Annotated in this window: 15 protein-coding genes, 1 pseudogene and 1 riboswitch; of the genes and pseudogenes, 7 read left to right on the top strand and 9 right to left on the bottom strand. The window is 72.7% G+C overall.

Features of this window, described 5'->3' with window-relative positions; genetic code table 11:
- Nucleotides 1-228 (top strand): annotated as a pseudogene (locus tag ACZ5GT_RS39910) (2-oxoacid:ferredoxin oxidoreductase subunit beta); the annotation flags it as partial.
- A 112-nt stretch (nucleotides 229-340) separates the two neighbouring features.
- Here ACZ5GT_RS39910 and ACZ5GT_RS39905 read toward each other — a convergent pair.
- Nucleotides 341-682: a winged helix-turn-helix transcriptional regulator gene (locus ACZ5GT_RS39905; protein ID WP_469036625.1), complete on the bottom strand. Its 342-nt coding sequence runs from the start codon at nucleotides 680-682 to the stop codon at nucleotides 341-343.
- 139 nt (nucleotides 683-821) lie between these two features.
- Between ACZ5GT_RS39905 and ACZ5GT_RS39900 the strand changes: the two genes are divergently transcribed.
- Together ACZ5GT_RS39900 and rarD are read left to right on the top strand one after the other, a co-directional pair.
- Entirely contained in the window at nucleotides 822-1,676 is an 855-nt protein-coding gene (locus ACZ5GT_RS39900; protein ID WP_469036619.1) for an SDR family oxidoreductase, read from the top strand.
- 135 nt (nucleotides 1,677-1,811) lie between these two features.
- Nucleotides 1,812-2,774 (top strand): EamA family transporter RarD, encoded by a 963-nt coding sequence (gene rarD, locus ACZ5GT_RS39895; RefSeq protein WP_469036615.1) that lies wholly within the window; start codon nucleotides 1,812-1,814, stop codon nucleotides 2,772-2,774.
- A 53-nt stretch (nucleotides 2,775-2,827) separates the two neighbouring features.
- On the opposite strand, the gene ACZ5GT_RS39890 is transcribed toward rarD, so the two are convergent.
- A complete protein-coding gene (locus tag ACZ5GT_RS39890) occupies nucleotides 2,828-3,394 on the bottom strand; it encodes a CGNR zinc finger domain-containing protein (RefSeq protein WP_469036621.1) in 567 nt (188 codons plus the stop codon).
- A 114-nt stretch (nucleotides 3,395-3,508) separates the two neighbouring features.
- On the opposite strand from ACZ5GT_RS39890, the gene ACZ5GT_RS39885 reads away from it, so the two are divergent.
- The gene (locus tag ACZ5GT_RS39885; RefSeq protein WP_469036610.1) at nucleotides 3,509-3,976 is read left to right on the top strand and encodes a VOC family protein; all 468 of its coding nucleotides are present in this window, start codon (nucleotides 3,509-3,511) and stop codon (nucleotides 3,974-3,976) included.
- A 26-nt stretch (nucleotides 3,977-4,002) separates the two neighbouring features.
- Here the strand turns inward: ACZ5GT_RS39885 and ACZ5GT_RS39880 are convergent, their stop codons facing one another.
- The 5 genes from ACZ5GT_RS39880 to ACZ5GT_RS39860 all read right to left on the bottom strand — a co-directional run bounded on the left by ACZ5GT_RS39880 (nucleotide 4,003) and on the right by ACZ5GT_RS39860 (nucleotide 10,063).
- Entirely contained in the window at nucleotides 4,003-5,367 is a 1,365-nt protein-coding gene (locus tag ACZ5GT_RS39880; protein ID WP_469036607.1) for a tetratricopeptide repeat protein, read from the bottom strand.
- A gap of 222 nt (nucleotides 5,368-5,589) precedes the next feature.
- The gene (locus ACZ5GT_RS39875) at nucleotides 5,590-6,474 is read right to left on the bottom strand and encodes an ABC transporter permease (protein WP_469036605.1); all 885 of its coding nucleotides are present in this window, start codon (nucleotides 6,472-6,474) and stop codon (nucleotides 5,590-5,592) included.
- The gene (locus ACZ5GT_RS39870; RefSeq protein ID WP_469036602.1) at nucleotides 6,461-7,435 is read right to left on the bottom strand and encodes an ABC transporter ATP-binding protein; all 975 of its coding nucleotides are present in this window, start codon (nucleotides 7,433-7,435) and stop codon (nucleotides 6,461-6,463) included. Before ACZ5GT_RS39870 ends, ACZ5GT_RS39875 begins: the two co-directional genes overlap by 14 nt.
- A gap of 33 nt (nucleotides 7,436-7,468) precedes the next feature.
- Complete coding sequence (locus tag ACZ5GT_RS39865; protein ID WP_469036599.1) at nucleotides 7,469-8,752, bottom strand: LolA family protein; 1,284 nt, start codon at nucleotides 8,750-8,752, stop codon at nucleotides 7,469-7,471.
- A 300-nt stretch (nucleotides 8,753-9,052) separates the two neighbouring features.
- Complete coding sequence (locus ACZ5GT_RS39860) at nucleotides 9,053-10,063, bottom strand: polyprenyl synthetase family protein (RefSeq protein WP_469036597.1); 1,011 nt, start codon at nucleotides 10,061-10,063, stop codon at nucleotides 9,053-9,055.
- 731 nt (nucleotides 10,064-10,794) lie between these two features.
- Nucleotides 10,795-10,968, top strand: a riboswitch (cyclic di-AMP (ydaO/yuaA leader).
- Nucleotide 10,969: 1 nt separating this feature from the next.
- Here ACZ5GT_RS39860 and ACZ5GT_RS39855 point away from each other — a divergent pair.
- Nucleotides 10,970-11,452 (top strand): transglycosylase SLT domain-containing protein, encoded by a 483-nt coding sequence (locus ACZ5GT_RS39855; RefSeq protein ID WP_469036596.1) that lies wholly within the window; start codon nucleotides 10,970-10,972, stop codon nucleotides 11,450-11,452.
- On the opposite strand, the gene ACZ5GT_RS39850 is transcribed toward ACZ5GT_RS39855, so the two are convergent.
- Nucleotides 11,446-12,276 (bottom strand): HAD family hydrolase, encoded by an 831-nt coding sequence (locus tag ACZ5GT_RS39850; RefSeq protein WP_469036594.1) that lies wholly within the window; start codon nucleotides 12,274-12,276, stop codon nucleotides 11,446-11,448. The two genes, ACZ5GT_RS39855 and ACZ5GT_RS39850, sit on opposite strands and share 7 nt — an antisense overlap.
- A gap of 221 nt (nucleotides 12,277-12,497) precedes the next feature.
- On the opposite strand from ACZ5GT_RS39850, the gene fahA reads away from it, so the two are divergent.
- Nucleotides 12,498-13,718: a fumarylacetoacetase gene (fahA, locus tag ACZ5GT_RS39845; protein ID WP_469036590.1), complete on the top strand. Its 1,221-nt coding sequence runs from the start codon at nucleotides 12,498-12,500 to the stop codon at nucleotides 13,716-13,718.
- Nucleotides 13,719-13,966: 248 nt separating this feature from the next.
- Nucleotides 13,967-14,908, top strand: coding sequence for a M56 family metallopeptidase (locus ACZ5GT_RS39840; protein ID WP_469036586.1), 942 nt, complete (start codon nucleotides 13,967-13,969; stop codon nucleotides 14,906-14,908).
- Between the two features lie 71 nt (nucleotides 14,909-14,979).
- Here the strand turns inward: ACZ5GT_RS39840 and recQ are convergent, their stop codons facing one another.
- A complete protein-coding gene (recQ, locus tag ACZ5GT_RS39835) occupies nucleotides 14,980-17,025 on the bottom strand; it encodes a DNA helicase RecQ (RefSeq protein WP_469036584.1) in 2,046 nt (681 codons plus the stop codon).
- Nucleotides 17,026-17,314 lie beyond the last annotated feature (289 nt).

Raw genomic sequence — 17,314 nt, 5'->3', positions numbered from 1 at the left:
CTCGTCCACGACGCGCACTCCACGTCCCCCACCACCGCGTTCGCCCTGTCCCGCCTCGCCGACCCCGACACCCTGCACCACACCCCGATCGGCGTGTTCCGGTCCGTGGAGCGGCCGGTCTACGACACGCAGATGGCCGACCAGCTCGACACCGCGATCGAGCAGAACGGCAAGGGCGACCTGGCCGCCCTGCTCGCGGGCGGGGACACCTGGACGGTGGTGGGCTGAGGTACCGCTCCGCGCGGGAAGAGGGCCCGGATACGCCATGGGCCATGGCGCGTCCGGGCCCTCTTCATGCGCGGGTGAAGACGGCGGCGGCGACGGCAACAGCGACGGCGGCTCAGTCACGTCCCCGCGCCGCGTCGTACCTCTCCCGCGCCTGCTGCACCTCCGTCATCCGTTCCCCCGTCCACTCCGCGAGCGCCCGCACCTGCTCGGCGGCCTCGCGGCCGAGGGCGGTCAGGGAGTAGTCGACGCGGGGCGGGATCACCGGCTTGGCGTCGCGGTGGACCAGGCCGTCGCGTTCCAGGGTCTGGAGGGTCTGGGTGAGCATCTTCTCGCTCACCCGGCCGATGGCGCGGCGCAGTTCGCTGAAGCGGTGCGGGCGGTCGAGGAGATGGATCAGGACCAGGACGCCCCAGCGGCTGGTCACGTGCTCCAGGACGAGGCGGTGCGGACACATCGCCTCACCGATGTCGTACGAGGCGGCTGCCCGGTCACTTACTTTCACGCAAGTACCTTACTTCAAGGTGGGTACTTTCTAATGGTTAGCGCTCCGCCTAGGGTCAATGGCAACCGACCCCCACAAGGAGTTGTCACCCATGAGCATCGTCGTCACCGGAGCCACCGGACACCTCGGCCGTCACGTCGTGGAGCAGTTGCTGGAGAAGGTCCCGGCCGAGCAGGTCACCGCCGTCGTACGCGACGAGGCGAAGGCCGCCGGTCTCGCGGCGCGCGGCGTGCGGCTCGCGGTCGCCGACTACAACGCCCCGGAGACCTTCGACGGCCTCTTCACCGCGGGCGACAAGGTGCTGCTCATCTCGGGCAACGAGTTCGACAAGGGCCGCGTCCGGCAGCACGAGGTCGTCATCGGCGCCGCGAAGGCGGCGGGCGTCGCCCTGCTGGCCTACACCAGCGCCCCCGGCACCCTGACGGCCGCACTCGCCGACGACCACCGCGCCACCGAGGAGGCGCTCGTCGCCTCCGGCGTTCCCTACGTGCTGCTGCGCAACGGCTGGTACCACGAGAACTACACCGAGAACCTCGCCCCGGTGCTCGCGCACGGCGCCGTCGTGCAGGCCGCCGGTGACGGCCGGCTCTCCTCCGCCGCGCGCGCCGACTACGCGGCCGCCGCCGTCGCCGTACTGACCGGCGAGGGGCACGAGAACCGGACGTACGAGCTCGGCGGCGACCAGGCGTGGAGCTTCGCCGAGTACGCGGCCGAGCTCAGCAGGCAGACCGGCAAGGAGATCGCGTACCGTCCCGTCTCCGTCGAGGACTACTCCGGCATCCTGACCGGCGTCGGACTGCCCGCTCCGCTCGCCGCGATCCTCGCGGGCGTCGACGCCTCCATCGAGAAGGGCGAACTGGTCGTCGACAGCGGCGACCTCTCCCGCCTGACCGGCCGGCCGACCACCCCGCTCGCCGACGCCGTCGCCGCCGCACTCAAGGGCTGACGCGACAGGCGTACGTCCGCACCCCCGGACCCCCGCTTGTCATGACCGTATGACGATACGGGTATGACATTCGGGGTCTCCGGCGTTACCTTCGAGGCCAGTACGCGTGTGCGACCGGGCGAGAGGGAGGTACCCGTGACGGGGGAGTCGAGGAGCGAACGGCGCACAGGTCTGCTGAACGGCTTCGCGGCCTATGGGATGTGGGGGCTGGTACCCCTCTTCTGGCCGCTCCTCAAGCCCGCGGGCGCGGTCGAGATCCTCGCCCACCGCATGGTCTGGTCCCTGCTCTTCGTGGGCGCCGCGCTGGTCTTCGTACGGCGCTGGGCGTGGGCCGGGGAACTGCTGCGGCAGCCGCGCAGGCTGGGGCTCGTCGCGATCGGCGCGGCGTTCATCACCGTCAACTGGGGCGTGTACATCTGGGCGGTGAACACCGGGCACGTCGTCGAGGCCTCACTCGGGTACTTCATCAACCCGCTGGTCACCATCGCCATGGGCGTGCTGCTGTTGAAGGAGCGGCTGCGGCCCGTGCAGTGGGCGGCGGTCGCGATCGGGTTCGCGGCCGTGCTCGTGCTCACCGTCGGGTACGGGCGGCCGCCGTGGATCTCCCTCTGCCTCGCCTTCTCCTTCGCCACCTACGGGCTGGTGAAGAAGAAGGTCAACCTGGGCGGCGTCGAGTCGCTGGCCGCCGAGACCGCGATCCAGTTCCTGCCCGCCCTGGGCTATCTGCTGTGGCTGTCCGCACACGGCACGTCGAGCTTCACGGCCCAGGGTCCCGGCCACGCGGCGCTGCTCGCCTCGACCGGCGTGGTGACCGCGCTGCCCCTGGTCTGCTTCGGCGCGGCGGCGATCCGCGTGCCGCTGTCCACGCTGGGGCTGCTGCAGTACCTGGCGCCGGTGTTCCAGTTCCTGATCGGCGTCCTGTACTTCCACGAGGCGATGCCGCCGGAGCGGTGGGCCGGGTTCGCGCTGGTGTGGCTGGCGCTGTGCCTGCTCACCGGGGACGCGTGGCGCGCCGCGCGGCGAGTGCGCGCCGCGGTCCGCGTACCCCGCGTCGACACGCCCGCCCCGGCCCAGGCCCCGACCCCGGCCGACGCCTGACCGCCTCGGTCCGGCTCGGCGCCTGACCGCCCGCGCCCGACAACGCCGGCCGATCAGGCCCGCCCGCGGCTCCGGTGTGCCCGTGCCTTCTCCCTGTTGCCGCAGTGCTCCATCGCGCACCACCTCCGTCGGCCCGGTCGTGAGGTGTCCACGAACAGGAGATGGCAGTCGTGGGCGTCGCAGACGCGGATGCGGTCGGCGTGCGGGCCGGTGAAGAGGTCCACGGCGTCCCGGGCGACGGTCGACAGCAGCGCGGTGGCCGTGGCGCCGGGCGCCCAGGCGTGGGTGCCGTCCGGGGCGATGCGGGCGACGAGCGGCGGCTCGGCCGCGGCGACGTTGACGACGTCCAGGTCCCGGGGGTCGAGGCGGCGGCCGTGAGCACGGACGGCGGTGAGGCGGAAGAGGGCGTCGCGGACGGTACGCGCCCGCGTCAGTTCCCGGTCGCTGACGGACACCTCGAGACCGTCAGGGAGGCGGCTGCGGGTCACCCAGGCCGCCAGGTCGGCCGGCTGGTGCAGCACCTCGTAGCGCGCGAACACGCCGGGGCCGCCGGTGGTCAGCAACTCCAGGCACAGGGCGCCGGGGTCGAACCGGTACGGCTTGCCGTCGTACGAGGTCAGCGTCAGGCCCGGCGGCCGGTCCTGCGATCGGGGGCGTCCGGGTGATCGCTGCGGTTCCTGCGGTTCCGGCGATTCCGCCGCGCGCTCGGTCACATAACCAGTATAAGTGGTTACATGGAATCTCGACCGGCAGGACCCGTTCACTTCAAGCTCGTCGTCGACTCCGCGGATCCGCACGCGCAGGCCGATTTCTGGGCCGCGGCACTCGGCTACGAGGCGGAGGACAACAGCGCCCTCGTCCGGCGGCTGCTGCAGCTCGGCGCCCTGCCGGCCGAGGCCGCCGTCGACCACCACGGCCGCCCGGCCTTCCGGGACCTGATCGCCGTACGGCATCCGGACGATCCCTACGACGCGGACAGCGGGACCGGGCTCGGGCGGCGGCTGCTGTTCCAGCGGGTGCCGGAGGCGAAGAACGGGAAGAACCGGCTCCACCTCGACCTGCATCCCGGCGACGGGCGGCGGGACGGCGAGGTCGAGCGGCTGGAGGGGCTGGGCGCGAGCGTGCTGCGGCGGGTGAAGGAGCCCGCCGGGGAGTGGGTCGTGATGGCGGACCCGGAGGGCAACGAGTTCTGCGTGCACTGACCCGGTCGCCCGCGCCCGCGCGGGCGTCAGCGTGCGGACGGCTCGGCGCCGCGACGGGCGCGGGCCGTGAGGCGGCCCATGCGAGCGCGGGCCGACTCCAGCCGCTCGACGTCGTCGGCGGCCGGGCCGTCCTCCGCCGCGAGTTCGGTCCACAGGCCGATCAGGTCGCGGCCCAGCGCCAGCCCCCGCTCCGGGTCCCGCACGGCACGCCAGGCGGTGGCCGCGCTCTGGATGTTGCCGTAGGCCGCCTCCGCGTCGCGGGTGCGGAAGATGCGGACGAGGGCGAGGGAGAGGCGGAACGAGCGGACCGGGTCGCCGGCCAGGTAGGCGACGTACGCGGTCAGCTCGCGCAGCCGGAGGACCTCCGGGTGCTCCGGGCCCAGGGTCGTGGAAGCGTCGGCGATCGTGCGTTCCGCCAGGTCCGCCGCCACGTCCGTACGGCCCGACCTGACCGCCTCGCCGATGCGGGCGATCGGCTCCGTGAGGGGTGTGGTGACGGCGGGCGGACGGTCGTCGAGGACGGCCTCGGCGACGGCGTCGAAGCCGCGGGCGGGGGTCGGGGTGGGCCTGGGTTCGGGTTCCGGCTCGGCGGGGACGAACAGGGGCTGGAGCGCGGCCGGGGCTGCCTCACCCACGACACGCCCGGAAGGCTCGGGCTCGGGCTTGGCCTCGGGCTCATGCTTGGCCTCGGGCTCACGCTTGGCCTCGGGCTCACGCTTGGCCTCGGGCTCACGCTTGGCCTGCGGCGGCACCACGTCCATCAGCGGGGGCGGTCCGAACTCGCCGGTGGGGGCCGCCACCGTGCCGGGAGCCCGGTCGTGCAGGGCCTCCGACGGTTCCGGCACGGCCCGCAGCGAGAAGGTCGGAGCCTTCCCGCCCGGCTGCTGCGGCTCCGGAACCGCCCGCAGCGGGAAGGTCGGCACGGCGGCGTCCCGCACGGGGTCGGCGGCCACCCGCAGGCCGTGCTCGGGCGCGTCAGCCTCCGGCCGCTCCGGCTCCTTCGGTCCCTCCGGCCGCGTGCGCTGCTCCGGCGCGGGCTGTGGCTCCCCGCCCGGCCGCACCGCCGCGCCGCCCGGCGAGGGCATCCGCACCGGGTCTCCCGTGAAACCGCTGGAGCCGTCGGGGCCGACCTCCAGGTGGACGACGTAGCCGATGCGCTCGTCGTGGACCGTGGCCCGCACTGGATGCCCGGCGGCCAGGGCGAGGCGGTGGAGGTGGTTCAGCACCTCGTTCTGGATCTCCTCGCCGGCGGGCGCGGAGACCGGGACGCCGCCCACCGAGGCGGCGCCGGCACCCGAGACGCGGACGTCGATCGGCGGCGCCACGAGGGCCGCGGAGGGCGCCGCGGCGCGCTGGGTTTCCCGCTTCTTCTCGCGGCTGAGTCGAGTCATCGTTCCCTCACTCGGATGCGTCGGGAGTCGAGCGGACGGCGCGTTCGGGTTCCATGGTGCTCCCTCCCGCCGTCTGGCCCGCTTCCCCGGCGTCACGATCCGGTCGTGCGCGTGATGTCGAGTCTCTCCGGTCGCTGCCGGTTCTCGCGTCACCGCGGCGTCACAGACTCGTCCCAGGACCCGGGCCCGCCCCGGCGCTACGCCCCGCGCAATGCCCCGGCGCTACGCCGTGACGTCCTTCGCCGTGAACCGCGCCCACGCTGCCGAACCGAACACGGCCGCGTAGAGGGCCTGCAGGCCGAGGTTCTTGACCAGGTCGTCCCAGTAGACCGGATCGCGCATCAGATCGGCGAAAGACAGCCAGTAGTGGGAGAAGAAATACGGCTGCAGCGCGTGCAGTTGGGGGATCTGGTCGAGGATCTGCACGGTGATCAGCAGTCCCACCGTCGTCGCCATCGCCGCGATGCCGCTGTTGGTGAGCGTCGACACGAACAGGCCCAGGGCCGCCATGCCGACCAGGGACGCGGCGACGACCAGCGCGATGAGCAGGGCCCGGCCCAGGCCCTCGGCGAAGCCGATCCGCGTGCCGGAGATGGTCGTGAGGTCGCCGAGGGGGAAGAGGAGGGCGCCCACCGTCAGCGCGGACCCGGTGACCACGAGGGTGGCGGCCAGGCAGAACGAGAGCACGGTCGCGTACTTGGTGAGCAGCAGGCGGGTACGGCCGGCGGGGGCGACCAGGAGGTAGCGCAGGGTGCCCGCGTTCGCCTCGCCGGCGATCGCGTCGCCCGCGACGACGCCGATCGCCATCGGCAGGAAGAACGGGAGCGTCGCGGCCAGCGCGGTGAAGACCAGGAACAGTCCGTTGTTGGTGATCTGCGAGATGAACGCCGGGCCCTCGCCCCCGCCGCGCCCCACCGCCGAGCCGTCACTCGTCTCGATCTTCACCGCGATCCCCACCAGCACCGGCACGGCCGCCAGCACGCCCAGCAGGGCCAGCGTGCGCCAGCGCCGGAAGGTGGTGCGCAGTTCGCTGCGGAAGAGGCCGAGGGACCACAGCGGATTCGGGGTGCGCGTCCCGGTGACGCTCCCGGCCTCAGCCCGCGACATCGAACCCCTCCCCCGTCAGTGCCACGAACGCGTCCTCCAGCGAGGCCCGTTCGACGCCGAAGCCGCGGACCCGGACGCCGGCCGTCACCAGCGCGGCGTTGACCTCCGCGAGGTCGCGGTCCGGCGGCTCGGCGGTGACCCGGCCGTCGGCCACGACGACGTCGCCGGCGCCCTGCTCCTTCAGCACCCGGGCCGCGTCCTGCGGGTCGGGAGTGGTCACCACCAGGCGGCCGCGCGTCCCCGCCGCCAGGTCGGCCACCGCGCCCTGCGTGATCAGGCGGCCCTGCGCCATGACCGCGGCGTGCGTGCAGACCTGCTCGATCTCGTCGAGGAGGTGGGAGGAGAGGAAGACGGTGGTGCCGTCCGACGCCAGCTCCCTCACCAGGGAACGGATCTCCCGCATGCCCTGCGGGTCGAGGCCGTTGGTCGGCTCGTCCAGCACCAGCAGCCTGCGGGGGCGCAGCAGCGCGGCGGCGAGGCCGAGTCGCTGCTTCGTGCCCAGCGAGTACGCCCGGGCCTTCTTGCCGGCCGCCGCCGTCAGCCCCACCCGGTCCAGCGCCGCCGCGACGCGGGTGCGCCGGGTGCGCGGGTCGGCGGTCGGGTCGGCGGCGTCGTAGCGCAGCAGGTTGTCGCGGCCGGAGAGGAAGCCGTACAGGGCGGGGCCCTCGATGAGGGCGCCGACGTGCGGGAGCACGGTGCGCGCGGCGTGCGGCATGGGGCGTCCGAGGACGTGCGCCGTGCCCGACGTCGGCTCGATCAGGCCCATCAGCATGCGGATGGTGGTGGTCTTGCCGGAGCCGTTCGGACCGAGGAAGCCGAAGACGCTGCCCGCCGGGACGGTCAGGTCCAGGCCGTCGACGGCGAGCTGCCCGCCGCGGTAGCGCTTGGTGAGCGCGCGGGTGACGATGACGCCGTCGCCCGCGCCGGGCGCGTCCGGCTCAGCGGCGGACGTCTCCTCCATCGGCTCCCTCGATCCGTCGTGCCCGTGCGGTGGTTACTTCCCCTCGCCGGCGGCCTTCACCAGCGCGTCCTTGGTCACGGCACCGACGTAGACCTTGCCGTCGTCGGTGACCAGGGCGTTGATCAGGCGGGTCTTGAAGACGGTGCCCGAGCCGAAGCTGCCGGACACCTTGTCGCCCAGCGAGTCGAGGAAGCCCCCGAAGGCGCCGTCGGCGCCGGAGCCGGAGCCGGAGCCGGACGGGACGCCCTGGCCGCCGGTGTCGAAGACGGCGACGGAGTTCCAGCCCTCGCCGATGACGTTCGGCCCGTCGGAGCCCTGGCCGGGGCCCTTGCCGAGGCCCAGACCGAAGTCCTGGCCGAGGCCCTCGGTGTCCCCGTCGCCCTTCCGGTCGTGCCCGGTCGCACCGCCCTCGGTGACCTTCGCGCCCTTGGGAGGCGTGAAGTCGAACGTGGACGCCGCCGGCGCGGCGAAGCTGACCTGGGTGAAGCCGGCGTCGACCACCGCGGCGCCGCCGCTCGCGGGCGTCAGCGTGAACTTCAGCGGCATCCCGGTCTTCGCGTCCACAGCGACGGTGATCTGGCCGACGGTCGAGCCGGACTGCTTCGGCTTGACGACCAGGCGGTAGGCGTCCCGGCCGGCGACCTGCGCGGTGCCCTCGACGGTCACCGAGGTCGTGTCGTCGACGGCCTTCAGGGCTTCCTCGGTGAGGTCCTTCGGCGTGGCGGGCAGGTCTTCCGGCCGCTGCTCGCGGGCCGCGCCGCCGGAGCGGGAATCGGAGGCCGAGGAGCCTGCGCCGGAGTCCGTCGCGTGGTAGACCTCGTTCGACTTGCTGTCGTAGCCCCATACGTCCTTGCCGTTGCGGATGAGGCTGTACTCGGCCGCGTCCTCCAGCAGGGACAGCTTCTGCTTGTCGGGGCCGTCGGCCGCCACACGCAGGGTGTGGGTGCCGGAGACCAGTTCGGGGAGCTTGCTGGACGGGTCCGCGGAGGAACCGTCGCCGCCGGACCCGGAGGCGCCGGAGGCCAGCGAGCTCTCCAGCCCGCCGAAGTCGGGCAGCCCCAGATCGGTGCTGATCTTCACCGTGCCGGACAGCTGCTGGACGTCCGACTCGGCGATCTTCTCGATGAGCTGCTGCGCGCTGATCTTCGGCAGGTCGGGGTCCCCGGAGTCGGCGAGCGCGGGGACCAGCCCGATGGTCGCCGCCGCCACCCCCACGACCGCGACCGGAACGACATACCGCGCGGCCTTGCGCCGTCCCGCGCGCAGGTCGTCGGACTCCCCGGCGATCGTGCTGTCGTCGGATCCGTACGGTGCCATGTGTGCCTTACCTCCGTCGTCGGCGGCGGCTGCTCCACTCATGATTCACCCCGAGCCGCCATTCTCACCCGAATCGGTGAGGATTGGTGTTTTCCGTGGTCTCCATCTGACCAAACAGCCCGTCAGGAAGCGTCAGACCGCGGAGCCAACTCCGTGTACGTCTGGGGTATGACACGAGGGGGCGGCGCGTCCGCCTACCCGTAGGGGTGCGGCGCGGCGGAGTGACGTACGCCACTGCGCGAGCGGTCCGGCAAGGGGCAGGGTCGGGTTCGGGTTCGGGTCCGGCCGGGCCGGGGGGCGTCACCCGGCGCGGTGCACCACCGCGTCGCACAGCTGCACCAGCGCCGCCTTCGCGTCGCATTCCGGGAGCGGGGCGAGGGCCGCCCGGGCGTCCTCCGCGTACCGCACCGTGTCGCGCCGCGCCTGCTCCAGCGCGGGGTGCGCCCGCAGCTCCGCCAGCGCCCGGGCGTGGAGCGCGTCGTCGGTCAGGTCGGAGTCCAGCAGCTCGCACAGGGCGATGTCCTCGGCGAGCCCCAGCCGGGCCGCCCGCTCCCGCAGCCGCAGCACCGGCAGCGTCGGGACGCCCTCCCGCAGGTCCGTGCCCGGGGTCTTCCCGGACTCGTGCGAGTCGGAGGCGATGTCCAGCACGTCGTCGGCCAGCTGGAAGGCGACGCCGAGCCGCTCCCCGTACTGGGTGAGCACGTCGACGACCGTCTCGTCGGCGCCCGACATCATCGCGCCGAACCGGCAGGACACGGCCACCAGCGACCCCGTCTTGCCGCCCAGGACGTCGAGGTAGTGCTCGACCGGGTCCCGGCCGTCCTGCGGGCCCGCGGTCTCCAGGATCTGCCCGGTGACCAGCCGCTCGAACGCCTCGGCCTGCACCCGGACCGCCTCGGGCCCCAGGTCGGCCAGGATGTGCGAGGCGCGGGCGAACAGGAAGTCGCCGGTGAGGACCGCCACCGAGTTGCCCCAGCGCGTGTTCGCGCTGTCCACGCCGCGCCGCACCGCCGCCTCGTCCATGACGTCGTCGTGGTACAGGGTCGCGAGGTGGGTCAGCTCCACGACCACGGCCGAAGGCACGATCCCCGGCGCGTACGGGTCACCGAACCGGGCGGCGAGCATCACGAGAAGCGGACGGAACCGCTTTCCGCCCGCCCGCACCAGGTGCTGGGCGGCCTCCGTGATGAAGGGGACCTCGCTCTTGGTGGCTTCGAGCAGTCCCTCCTCGACAGCCGCCATTCCGGCCTGGACATCGGCTTCCAGAGCCTGGTCCCGCACGCTCAGCCCGAATGGCCCGACGACGGTCACGAGGGGTCTCCTGTCTGCTGGTGTCTGCTGGCGATTACACGGTTTGTCGATAGGTCGCTGCCCCCACTCAAGTCAGCGTATCCGGTCGGCTTTCGATCACCCATGCCGCCCACCCGTCCAGCACGGGCGGTATGGGATCACGGCCGGTATGTTTTCGATCACCAGATAAGACCAGACATTCATAGACTTACCCGATCAGTCGGCGGGGGGAGCGCGCACCAGAGGCCGGCGGCAGCGACTGCACAGAACCCCCTCTTTGACGTGGGCACGCAGGACGCTCCCGGCGGCACGGGAGGACGGCACCCGGACGACCCCCGACCGCACCCGACCGCACCCGACCGCACCCGCCGAGCCATCCATGGACCGCCCGCCGTCCATCCATGAAGTGCCCACCGAGCCGCCCACCGAGCGTCAACCCGGCGGCGCGACACCGCCCCGACCCACGGGCAGCCCATTGCAACCGAGTTGGCCTCATTGACCGTTTTGCCGCACTTGTGAATGCCCGTGAGTTGGCTCACGCCCCGCCCCGTGCCGCCGCCCGCGCGTCACCCCCTCACATCCCTTTACGCGCTACGCACTTGACCCTTGGCTGCTGCAAAGGATCAAGCACCCCATACCCCCCACATCAAGGTCAAAAAGCCCGGCATACGAAACCGCCACTTGTTCCGGACATGTGCTCTCGCATACGTTCCCGGCCTGTCGGGCGGACGCCGAATCCTGCCGCCGCCCGGGAACACCCATCGACGAACTCACGCACGGCAGGAGCGGGGGAACCAGGTAAGTCGCCGGACCGGGCACCGTCCCGGCCCGGCTGGGGGTGAAGTCGCGTCGCCGCAGGGCGAGGCGGCCGGGCATCTCCCGCCCGAACCCGACAGCTCACCTCGCAGGCGCCGGAGAGGAACCGTCATGTCTGCAGCCGCCCGGCACCCCCGCGTCAGAAATTCCCGTCTCGTCCGCAAACTCGCCGTCGCCGGCACAGGTCTCGCCGTGCTCGCCCTGCCGCTCGTCGGCGCGACCGAGGCGTCAGCGGCCACCTCGACCGCCGTCACCGCCGCCTCGCTCGGCTACCCCAACAACCTCGACGGCTGGATCCGGGCCTCCCTCAACGTGATGGCGCAGAAGGGCATCCCGGGCTCCTACGACGGCATCTACCGCAACGTCATGCGCGAGTCCTCGGGCAACCCGAACGCGATCAACAACTGGGACTCGAACGCCGCCGCCGGCACCCCCTCCAAGGGCCTGCTGCAGGTCATCGACCCGACGTTCGCCGCCTACCACGTGCCCGGCACGGCGTACGACCCCTACGACCCGGTCGCGAACATCACCGCCGCCTGCAACTACGCTGCCAAGCGCTACGGTTCGATCGACAACGTCTACGGCGCCTACTGAGCCGACACGGACTCGGCCCCGGAGAAGAGCCGCTCGAGGACGACGGCGATGCCGTCGTCCTCGTTCGACAGGGTGACCTCGTCGGCGACGGCGCGGAGTTCGGGGTGGGCGTTGGCCATGGCGACGCCGTGCGCGGCCCAGTCGAACATGGGGATGTCGTTGGGCATGTCCCCGAAGGCGATCGTCTGGTGCGCACCCAGGCCGAGGTGCTCGGCGGCCAGCGCGAGGCCGGTCGCCTTGGTGACCCCGCACGGCTGGAGCTCGACGGTGCCGGGTCCCGACATGGTGACCGTGGCGAGGGGACCGACCACCGCGCGCGCCGTCTCCGTCAACTCGTCGTCCGTGAGGTCGGGGTGACGCAGCAGCACCTTGCTGATCGGCGCGCTCCACAGATCGTCGCGGCGCCCGACCCGCACGGCGGGCAGGGTGGGGTGCGGCATGAGGTAGCCGGGCTCGATGAGCGTGAGTCCGTCGACGCCGTCCTGGTCGACGGCCGCGTACACCTCTCCGACCTCGGCCTCTATCTTCCCGAGCGCGGTCTCGGCCAGTTCCCGGTCCAGGGTGACGGACCACAGCAGGCGGTCCGCCGAGGCGTCGTAGACCTGTGCGCCCTGCGCGCACACCGCGAGCCCGCCGCCGCCCAGGGCGTCCAGCAGCGGCCGTACGCGCGGCGCCGGCCGGCCCGTGACGACGAGGTGCCGGGCGCCGGCCTCAGCCGCCCGCGCGAGCGCGGCGAGGGAACGGTCGGAGAGCGTGTCGTCGCTGCGGAGCAGGGTGCCGTCCAGGTCGGTGGCGACGAGTGCGTATGCGGTGGGTGCGGCCATGATCAGAGAATACGGACCGGGCGCCGCGCCGACTCACCGCGCCCGGACGACAGTTGCGGAACCCCCACACAGGGTCAATTCGAGCATGGCGAACTCTTCAGACACTGCCGGGGACAACTGCCCAGGACCGGCGACTCGGCCGTAACGTGTGGCGCGGCCACATGACGGTACGCGCGGCCACATGACGGCACGCGTCACATGGTGAGAGTGAGGCAGCACCCATGCCCCCCTTCGATGTCCCCGAGGGCGACCCCTTCGGCCCGCACAACCTTCCCTACGGTGTCTTCTCGCCCGAGGGATCCGCCGACCGGACCGTGGGTGTCCGCCTCGGCGACCACGTCCTCGACGCGGGCGCGGCGGCGGTGGCGCTCGGCTCCCCGTACGCCTCCCTGCTCGCGCGGCCCTCGCTGAACCCGCTCCTCGCCGCGGGCCGCACCGCCTGGTCGGACGTGCGCCGCGCGCTGACCGCGTGGGTGACCGTGCCGGCCCACCGGGAGACGGTCGAACGGTTCCTCCACCCGCTGTCCGCGGTGACCCTGCACCTCCCCTTCGAGGTCGCGGACTACGTCGACTTCTACGCCTCCGAGAACCACGCGCGGAACGTCGGGCGGATCTTCCGCCCCGACGCCGCCGACTCGCTGACCCCCAACTGGAAGCACCTGCCCATCGGTTACCACGGCCGGTCGGGCACGGTGGTCGTGTCCGGCACGGACGTCGTCCGCCCGTCGGGGCAGCGCAAGGCCCCGAGCGACGCGGAGCCCGTCTTCGGACCGTCCGTCCGGCTGGACATCGAGGCCGAGGTCGGCTTCGTGGTGGGCGTTCCGTCGCGGATGGGCCGGCCGGTGGCGCTCGGTGACTTCCGCGACCACGTCTTCGGGCTGTGCCTGCTCAACGACTGGTCGGCGCGCGACATCCAGGCCTGGGAGTACGTCCCCCTCGGCCCGTTCCTCGGCAAGTCCTTCGCCACCTCGGTGTCGGCGTGGATCACCCCGCTGGACGCGCTGGAGGAGGCCCGGGTGGCGCCGCCCGAGCGCACCCACCCGCTGCTGCCCTACCTGGACGACTCCGGCTCCGTGGACGAGCCGGGCGGCTACGACCTGCGGATCTCCGTCGCGATCAACGGTCACGTCGTCTCCGAGCCTCCCTTCTCCACCATGTACTGGACGGCCGCGCAGCAGCTGGCGCACATGACCGTCAACGGGGCCTCGCTGCGGACCGGCGACCTGTACGGCTCGGGCACGGTGAGCGGGACCGAGCCGGCGCAGCGCGGGTCCCTGCTGGAGCTGACCTGGAACGGGCGGGATCCGCTCGAACTCCTCGACGGCAAGCGCACGTTCCTGGAGGACGGGGACGTGGTGACGATGTCGGCGTGGGCGCCCGGACCGGGCGGGGTCCGCGTGGGCCTCGGCGAGGTGACGGGGAGGGTCGTGCCGCGGCAGTGATCCCCGACGGGGCCGGGGCGATGCCGTCCGGGGTGACGCGGCCAGGTGAGGCAGGCGGCCGGGCTGTGGTGACCGGGAGCGCGGTGGGGGCGGATCTGTGACAGTGGCGGCACGTGACGTAGTCGTCCGTTTCCGTCTCCTGACTCCCGCGTCCGCCGCCGTCATACTGGCGGCTGGCGCGTCGTCCTTCGGGTCTCTACGCCGACACCACCGCACCTCTCCTCCGACCAGCAACCGGAGTCACTGGCATGACCGTCTGTCTGCTCCTGCTGAGCGTCGTCGCCGTGACGGCCGCCGTACCGGTGCCGCGTGCGCTGGTGCGGGCCGGATGGCCCGACCGGGAGCCGGTGGTCGCGCTGTGGGTGTGGCAGTGCCTGGTGGCCACGGTCCTGCTGTGCTGCCTGACCGCCCTGCTGCTGGGCGCCGCCGCCGTCTTCGGCACCGTGCGCGCCCAGCTCTTCGCGCCCGCGCCGGCCGCGGTCACCGCCGCGTACAACCTGTCCGCCGCCCCGCTCTGGGCCGCCGCCCTGACCCTGCTGCTGGCGTGCGGCGCGGCCTGGACGACCGCGATGCTCGCCCGTGAGCTCGTCGAGGCGCGCCGGCGCCGCGGCCGGGCCCGTGCGCACCTGCGGGAACGCGCCCCCGAACTGCCCGCCGGGCTGGGGAAAGCGGCACGCGGGCCGCTGCTGGTGCTGGAGGACGAGTACCCGGACGCCTGGTGGATGCCGGGCAGCCCGCCCCAGCTGATCGTCACCACCGGCGCGCTGCACCGGCTCACCGACCACCAGCTCAACGCCGTCCTCACCCACGAGCGCGGTCACGCGCGCGCCCGCCACGACTGGCTGCTGCACCTGTCGACGGCGCTGGCCACCGGGTTCCCGCGGGTGCCGTTGTTCGCCCACTTCTGCGACCAGACCCACCGGCTGGTGGAGCTGGCCGCCGACGACACCGCCTCCCGCCGGTGGGGCCACCTGACGACCGCGCTGGCGCTGATCGAGCTGAACCAGCACCGCGGTGTCCTGTCCTGCGCCTCCAGCCACCGCCTCCTCGGCGAGCGCGTCGACCGGCTCCTCGAGCCGCCGCCCCGGCTGGGCCGCCGGGACCGGGCGCTCACCACGACGGCGGCGGCGCTGGTGCCGCTGCTGCCGCTGCTGATCGCGTTCGCCCCGGGCCTCACGGCACTGAACTGACCGCCCCGGAGCGCCGCGCCCTCCTCACGCCCGGTCGTCCGGTCGTCCGGTCGTCCGGTCGTCCGGGATCCCTACATCCAGTCGTCCGGCTCCGGCTCCGCGTCCATCTCCGGCCAGTCGTGCCCGTCACCGGGGTCGCCGCTGCCGGGACCTGCGATGCCCGGGGCGCCGCTGCCGGGCTCCCCGTCCGTCGCCGGAGCCGTGCCGGGTGCCCCGCTCAGCGAGGCCAGCACCGCGAGGACGCCCTCCCCGTACGTCACCAGCTTCTTCTCGCCGACCCCGCTGACGCCGCCGAGCTGCGCGATGGACGTGGGCCAGGCCATGGCGATCTCCCGCAGCGTGGCGTCGTGGAAGATGACGTACGCCGGGACGCCCTGTTCGCGGGCCTGTTCGGCGCGCCAGGCGCGCAACGCCTCGAAGGCGGGCTGCAGTTCAGCGGGCAGCTCGGCCGCCGCGGCCCTGGGCCCCCGCTCGCCCCGGCCGGAGCCCGCACCCGCCGAGGCGGACCGCGAGGTCACCGGCTTCTTCGGCTCCTTGCGCAGCGGCACCTCCCGCTCGCGCCGCAGCACCGAACCGCTGGCCTCCGTCAGCACCAGCGTGCCGTACTCGCCCTCGACCGCGAGGAGTCCCTGCGCCAGCAACTGCCGTACGACGCCGCGCCATTCGCCCTCGGTGAGCTCCTCGCCGATGCCGAAGACGGACAGCTGGTCGTGGTCGAACTGGATCACCTTCGCCGTGCGCCGGCCCAGCAGGATGTCGACGATCTGCACCGCGCCGAACTTCTGACCGCGCTCCCGCTGCAGCCGCACCACCGTCGACAGCACCTTCTGGGCCGCGACCGTGCCGTCCCAGGTCTCGGGCGGCGTGAGGCAGGTGTCGCAGTTGCCGCAGCCCGCCGGGTTTGGGTCCTGCCCGAAGTAGGCGAGCAGCTGGCCGCGGCGGCACCGGGCCGTCTCGCACAGCGCCAGCATGGAGTCGAGGTGGGCGGCGGCGCGGCGGCGGAACGCCTCGTCGCCCTCGCCGGACTGGATCAGCTTGCGCTGCTGGATGACGTCGTTGAGGCCGTACGCCATCCATGCCGTGGACGGCAGTCCGTCGCGGCCCGCGCGGCCCGTCTCCTGGTAGTAGCCCTCCACGGACTTGGGCAGGTCGAGGTGGGCGACGAAGCGGACGTCGGGCTTGTCGATGCCCATGCCGAAGGCGATGGTCGCCGCCACGACCAGGCCGTCCTCGCGCAGGAACCGGGACTGGTGCGCCGCGCGCGTGCCCGCGTCCAGGCCCGCGTGGTACGGCACGGCCTCGATGCCGTTGCGGGAGAGGAACTCGGCCGTCTTCTCGACCGAGTTGCGCGACAGGCAGTACACGATGCCCGCGTCCCCCGCGTGTTCCTCGCGCAGGAAGCTCAGCAGCTGCTTCTTGGGGTCGGCCTTGGGGACGATCCGGTACTGGATGTTGGGCCGGTCGAAGCTCGCCACGAAGTGCCGGGCGTCCGGCATGTTCAGCCGCTGCGTGATCTCCTGGTGCGTCGCGTCCGTGGCGGTCGCCGTCAGCGCGATCCGCGGGACGTCCGGCCAGCGCTCACCGAGCAGGGAGAGCGCGAGGTAGTCGGGCCGGAAGTCGTGGCCCCACTGGGACACGCAGTGCGCCTCGTCGATCGCGAAGACCGCGATCTTGCCGCGGGAGAGCAGGTCCAGCGTCGCGTCCAGCCGCAGCCGCTCCGGCGCCAGGTACAGCAGGTCCAGCTCCCCGGCGAGGAACTCCGCCTCGACCACCCGGCGCTCGTCGAAGTCCTGCGTGGAGTTCATGAACCCGGCGCGCACGCCCAGCGCCCGCAGCGCGTCCACCTGGTCCTGCATCAGCGCGATCAGCGGCGAGACCACCACGCCCGTGCCCGGTCTGACCAGGGACGGGATCTGGTAGCACAGCGACTTGCCGCCGCCGGTCGGCATGAGGACCACCGCGTCGCCGCCGGCCACCACGTGCTCGATGACCGCTTCCTGCTCGCCGCGGAAGGCCTCGTATCCGAAGACCCGGCGCAGCGTGGCCAGCGCCTCGCTGTCGGTCGTCCCCGGGTCCGTCATCACTGGCATCTCGCTGATCCCGCCCGTCCCGCCCATTGCCCGATCCCCCGCCCGTGGTCACTCGACCACTGCCTCCACGATAGGGCTCCGCACCGACAGGCCCCGAGTTGTCCACAGGCTTGTGGAAGTGCCGCGCGATGCCGTCGAGTGTCTGCCGCGCCGTCGTGGCCGGTCGCGCGGTTCCCCGCGCCCCTCGACTTGAGTTTTAACCCATCAAGATCGTTTCTTGCTGAGGGTGGCCGTTTGCCGGACAGCAAGGCGGCCTCTGCTTGATCATGTGTTTCCGCCAAGAGACACGTCGATCAACCAAAGGCCGTGATGGACA

This window comes from Streptomyces sp. NPDC031340, from assembly GCF_055569945.1.
This window is presented reverse-complemented; position numbering and strand designations above follow the sequence as displayed.

Coding starts and splice junctions, on each gene's coding strand:
- ACZ5GT_RS39880 (WP_469036607.1), bottom strand. CDS start 5,367: ATGACTCGACTCAGCCGCGAGAAGAAGCGGGAAACCCAGCGCGCCGCG.
- ACZ5GT_RS39900 (WP_469036619.1), top strand. CDS start 822: ATGAGCATCGTCGTCACCGGAGCCACCGGACACCTCGGCCGTCACGTC.
- ACZ5GT_RS39885 (WP_469036610.1), top strand. CDS start 3,509: ATGGAATCTCGACCGGCAGGACCCGTTCACTTCAAGCTCGTCGTCGAC.
- ACZ5GT_RS39840 (WP_469036586.1), top strand. CDS start 13,967: ATGACCGTCTGTCTGCTCCTGCTGAGCGTCGTCGCCGTGACGGCCGCC.
- ACZ5GT_RS39870 (WP_469036602.1), bottom strand. CDS start 7,435: ATGGAGGAGACGTCCGCCGCTGAGCCGGACGCGCCCGGCGCGGGCGAC.
- ACZ5GT_RS39905 (WP_469036625.1), bottom strand. CDS start 682: ATGTGTCCGCACCGCCTCGTCCTGGAGCACGTGACCAGCCGCTGGGGC.
- recQ (WP_469036584.1), bottom strand. CDS start 17,025: ATGGGCGGGACGGGCGGGATCAGCGAGATGCCAGTGATGACGGACCCG.
- ACZ5GT_RS39850 (WP_469036594.1), bottom strand. CDS start 12,276: ATGGCCGCACCCACCGCATACGCACTCGTCGCCACCGACCTGGACGGC.
- ACZ5GT_RS39865 (WP_469036599.1), bottom strand. CDS start 8,752: ATGGCACCGTACGGATCCGACGACAGCACGATCGCCGGGGAGTCCGAC.
- fahA (WP_469036590.1), top strand. CDS start 12,498: ATGCCCCCCTTCGATGTCCCCGAGGGCGACCCCTTCGGCCCGCACAAC.
- ACZ5GT_RS39855 (WP_469036596.1), top strand. CDS start 10,970: ATGTCTGCAGCCGCCCGGCACCCCCGCGTCAGAAATTCCCGTCTCGTC.
- ACZ5GT_RS39875 (WP_469036605.1), bottom strand. CDS start 6,474: ATGTCGCGGGCTGAGGCCGGGAGCGTCACCGGGACGCGCACCCCGAAT.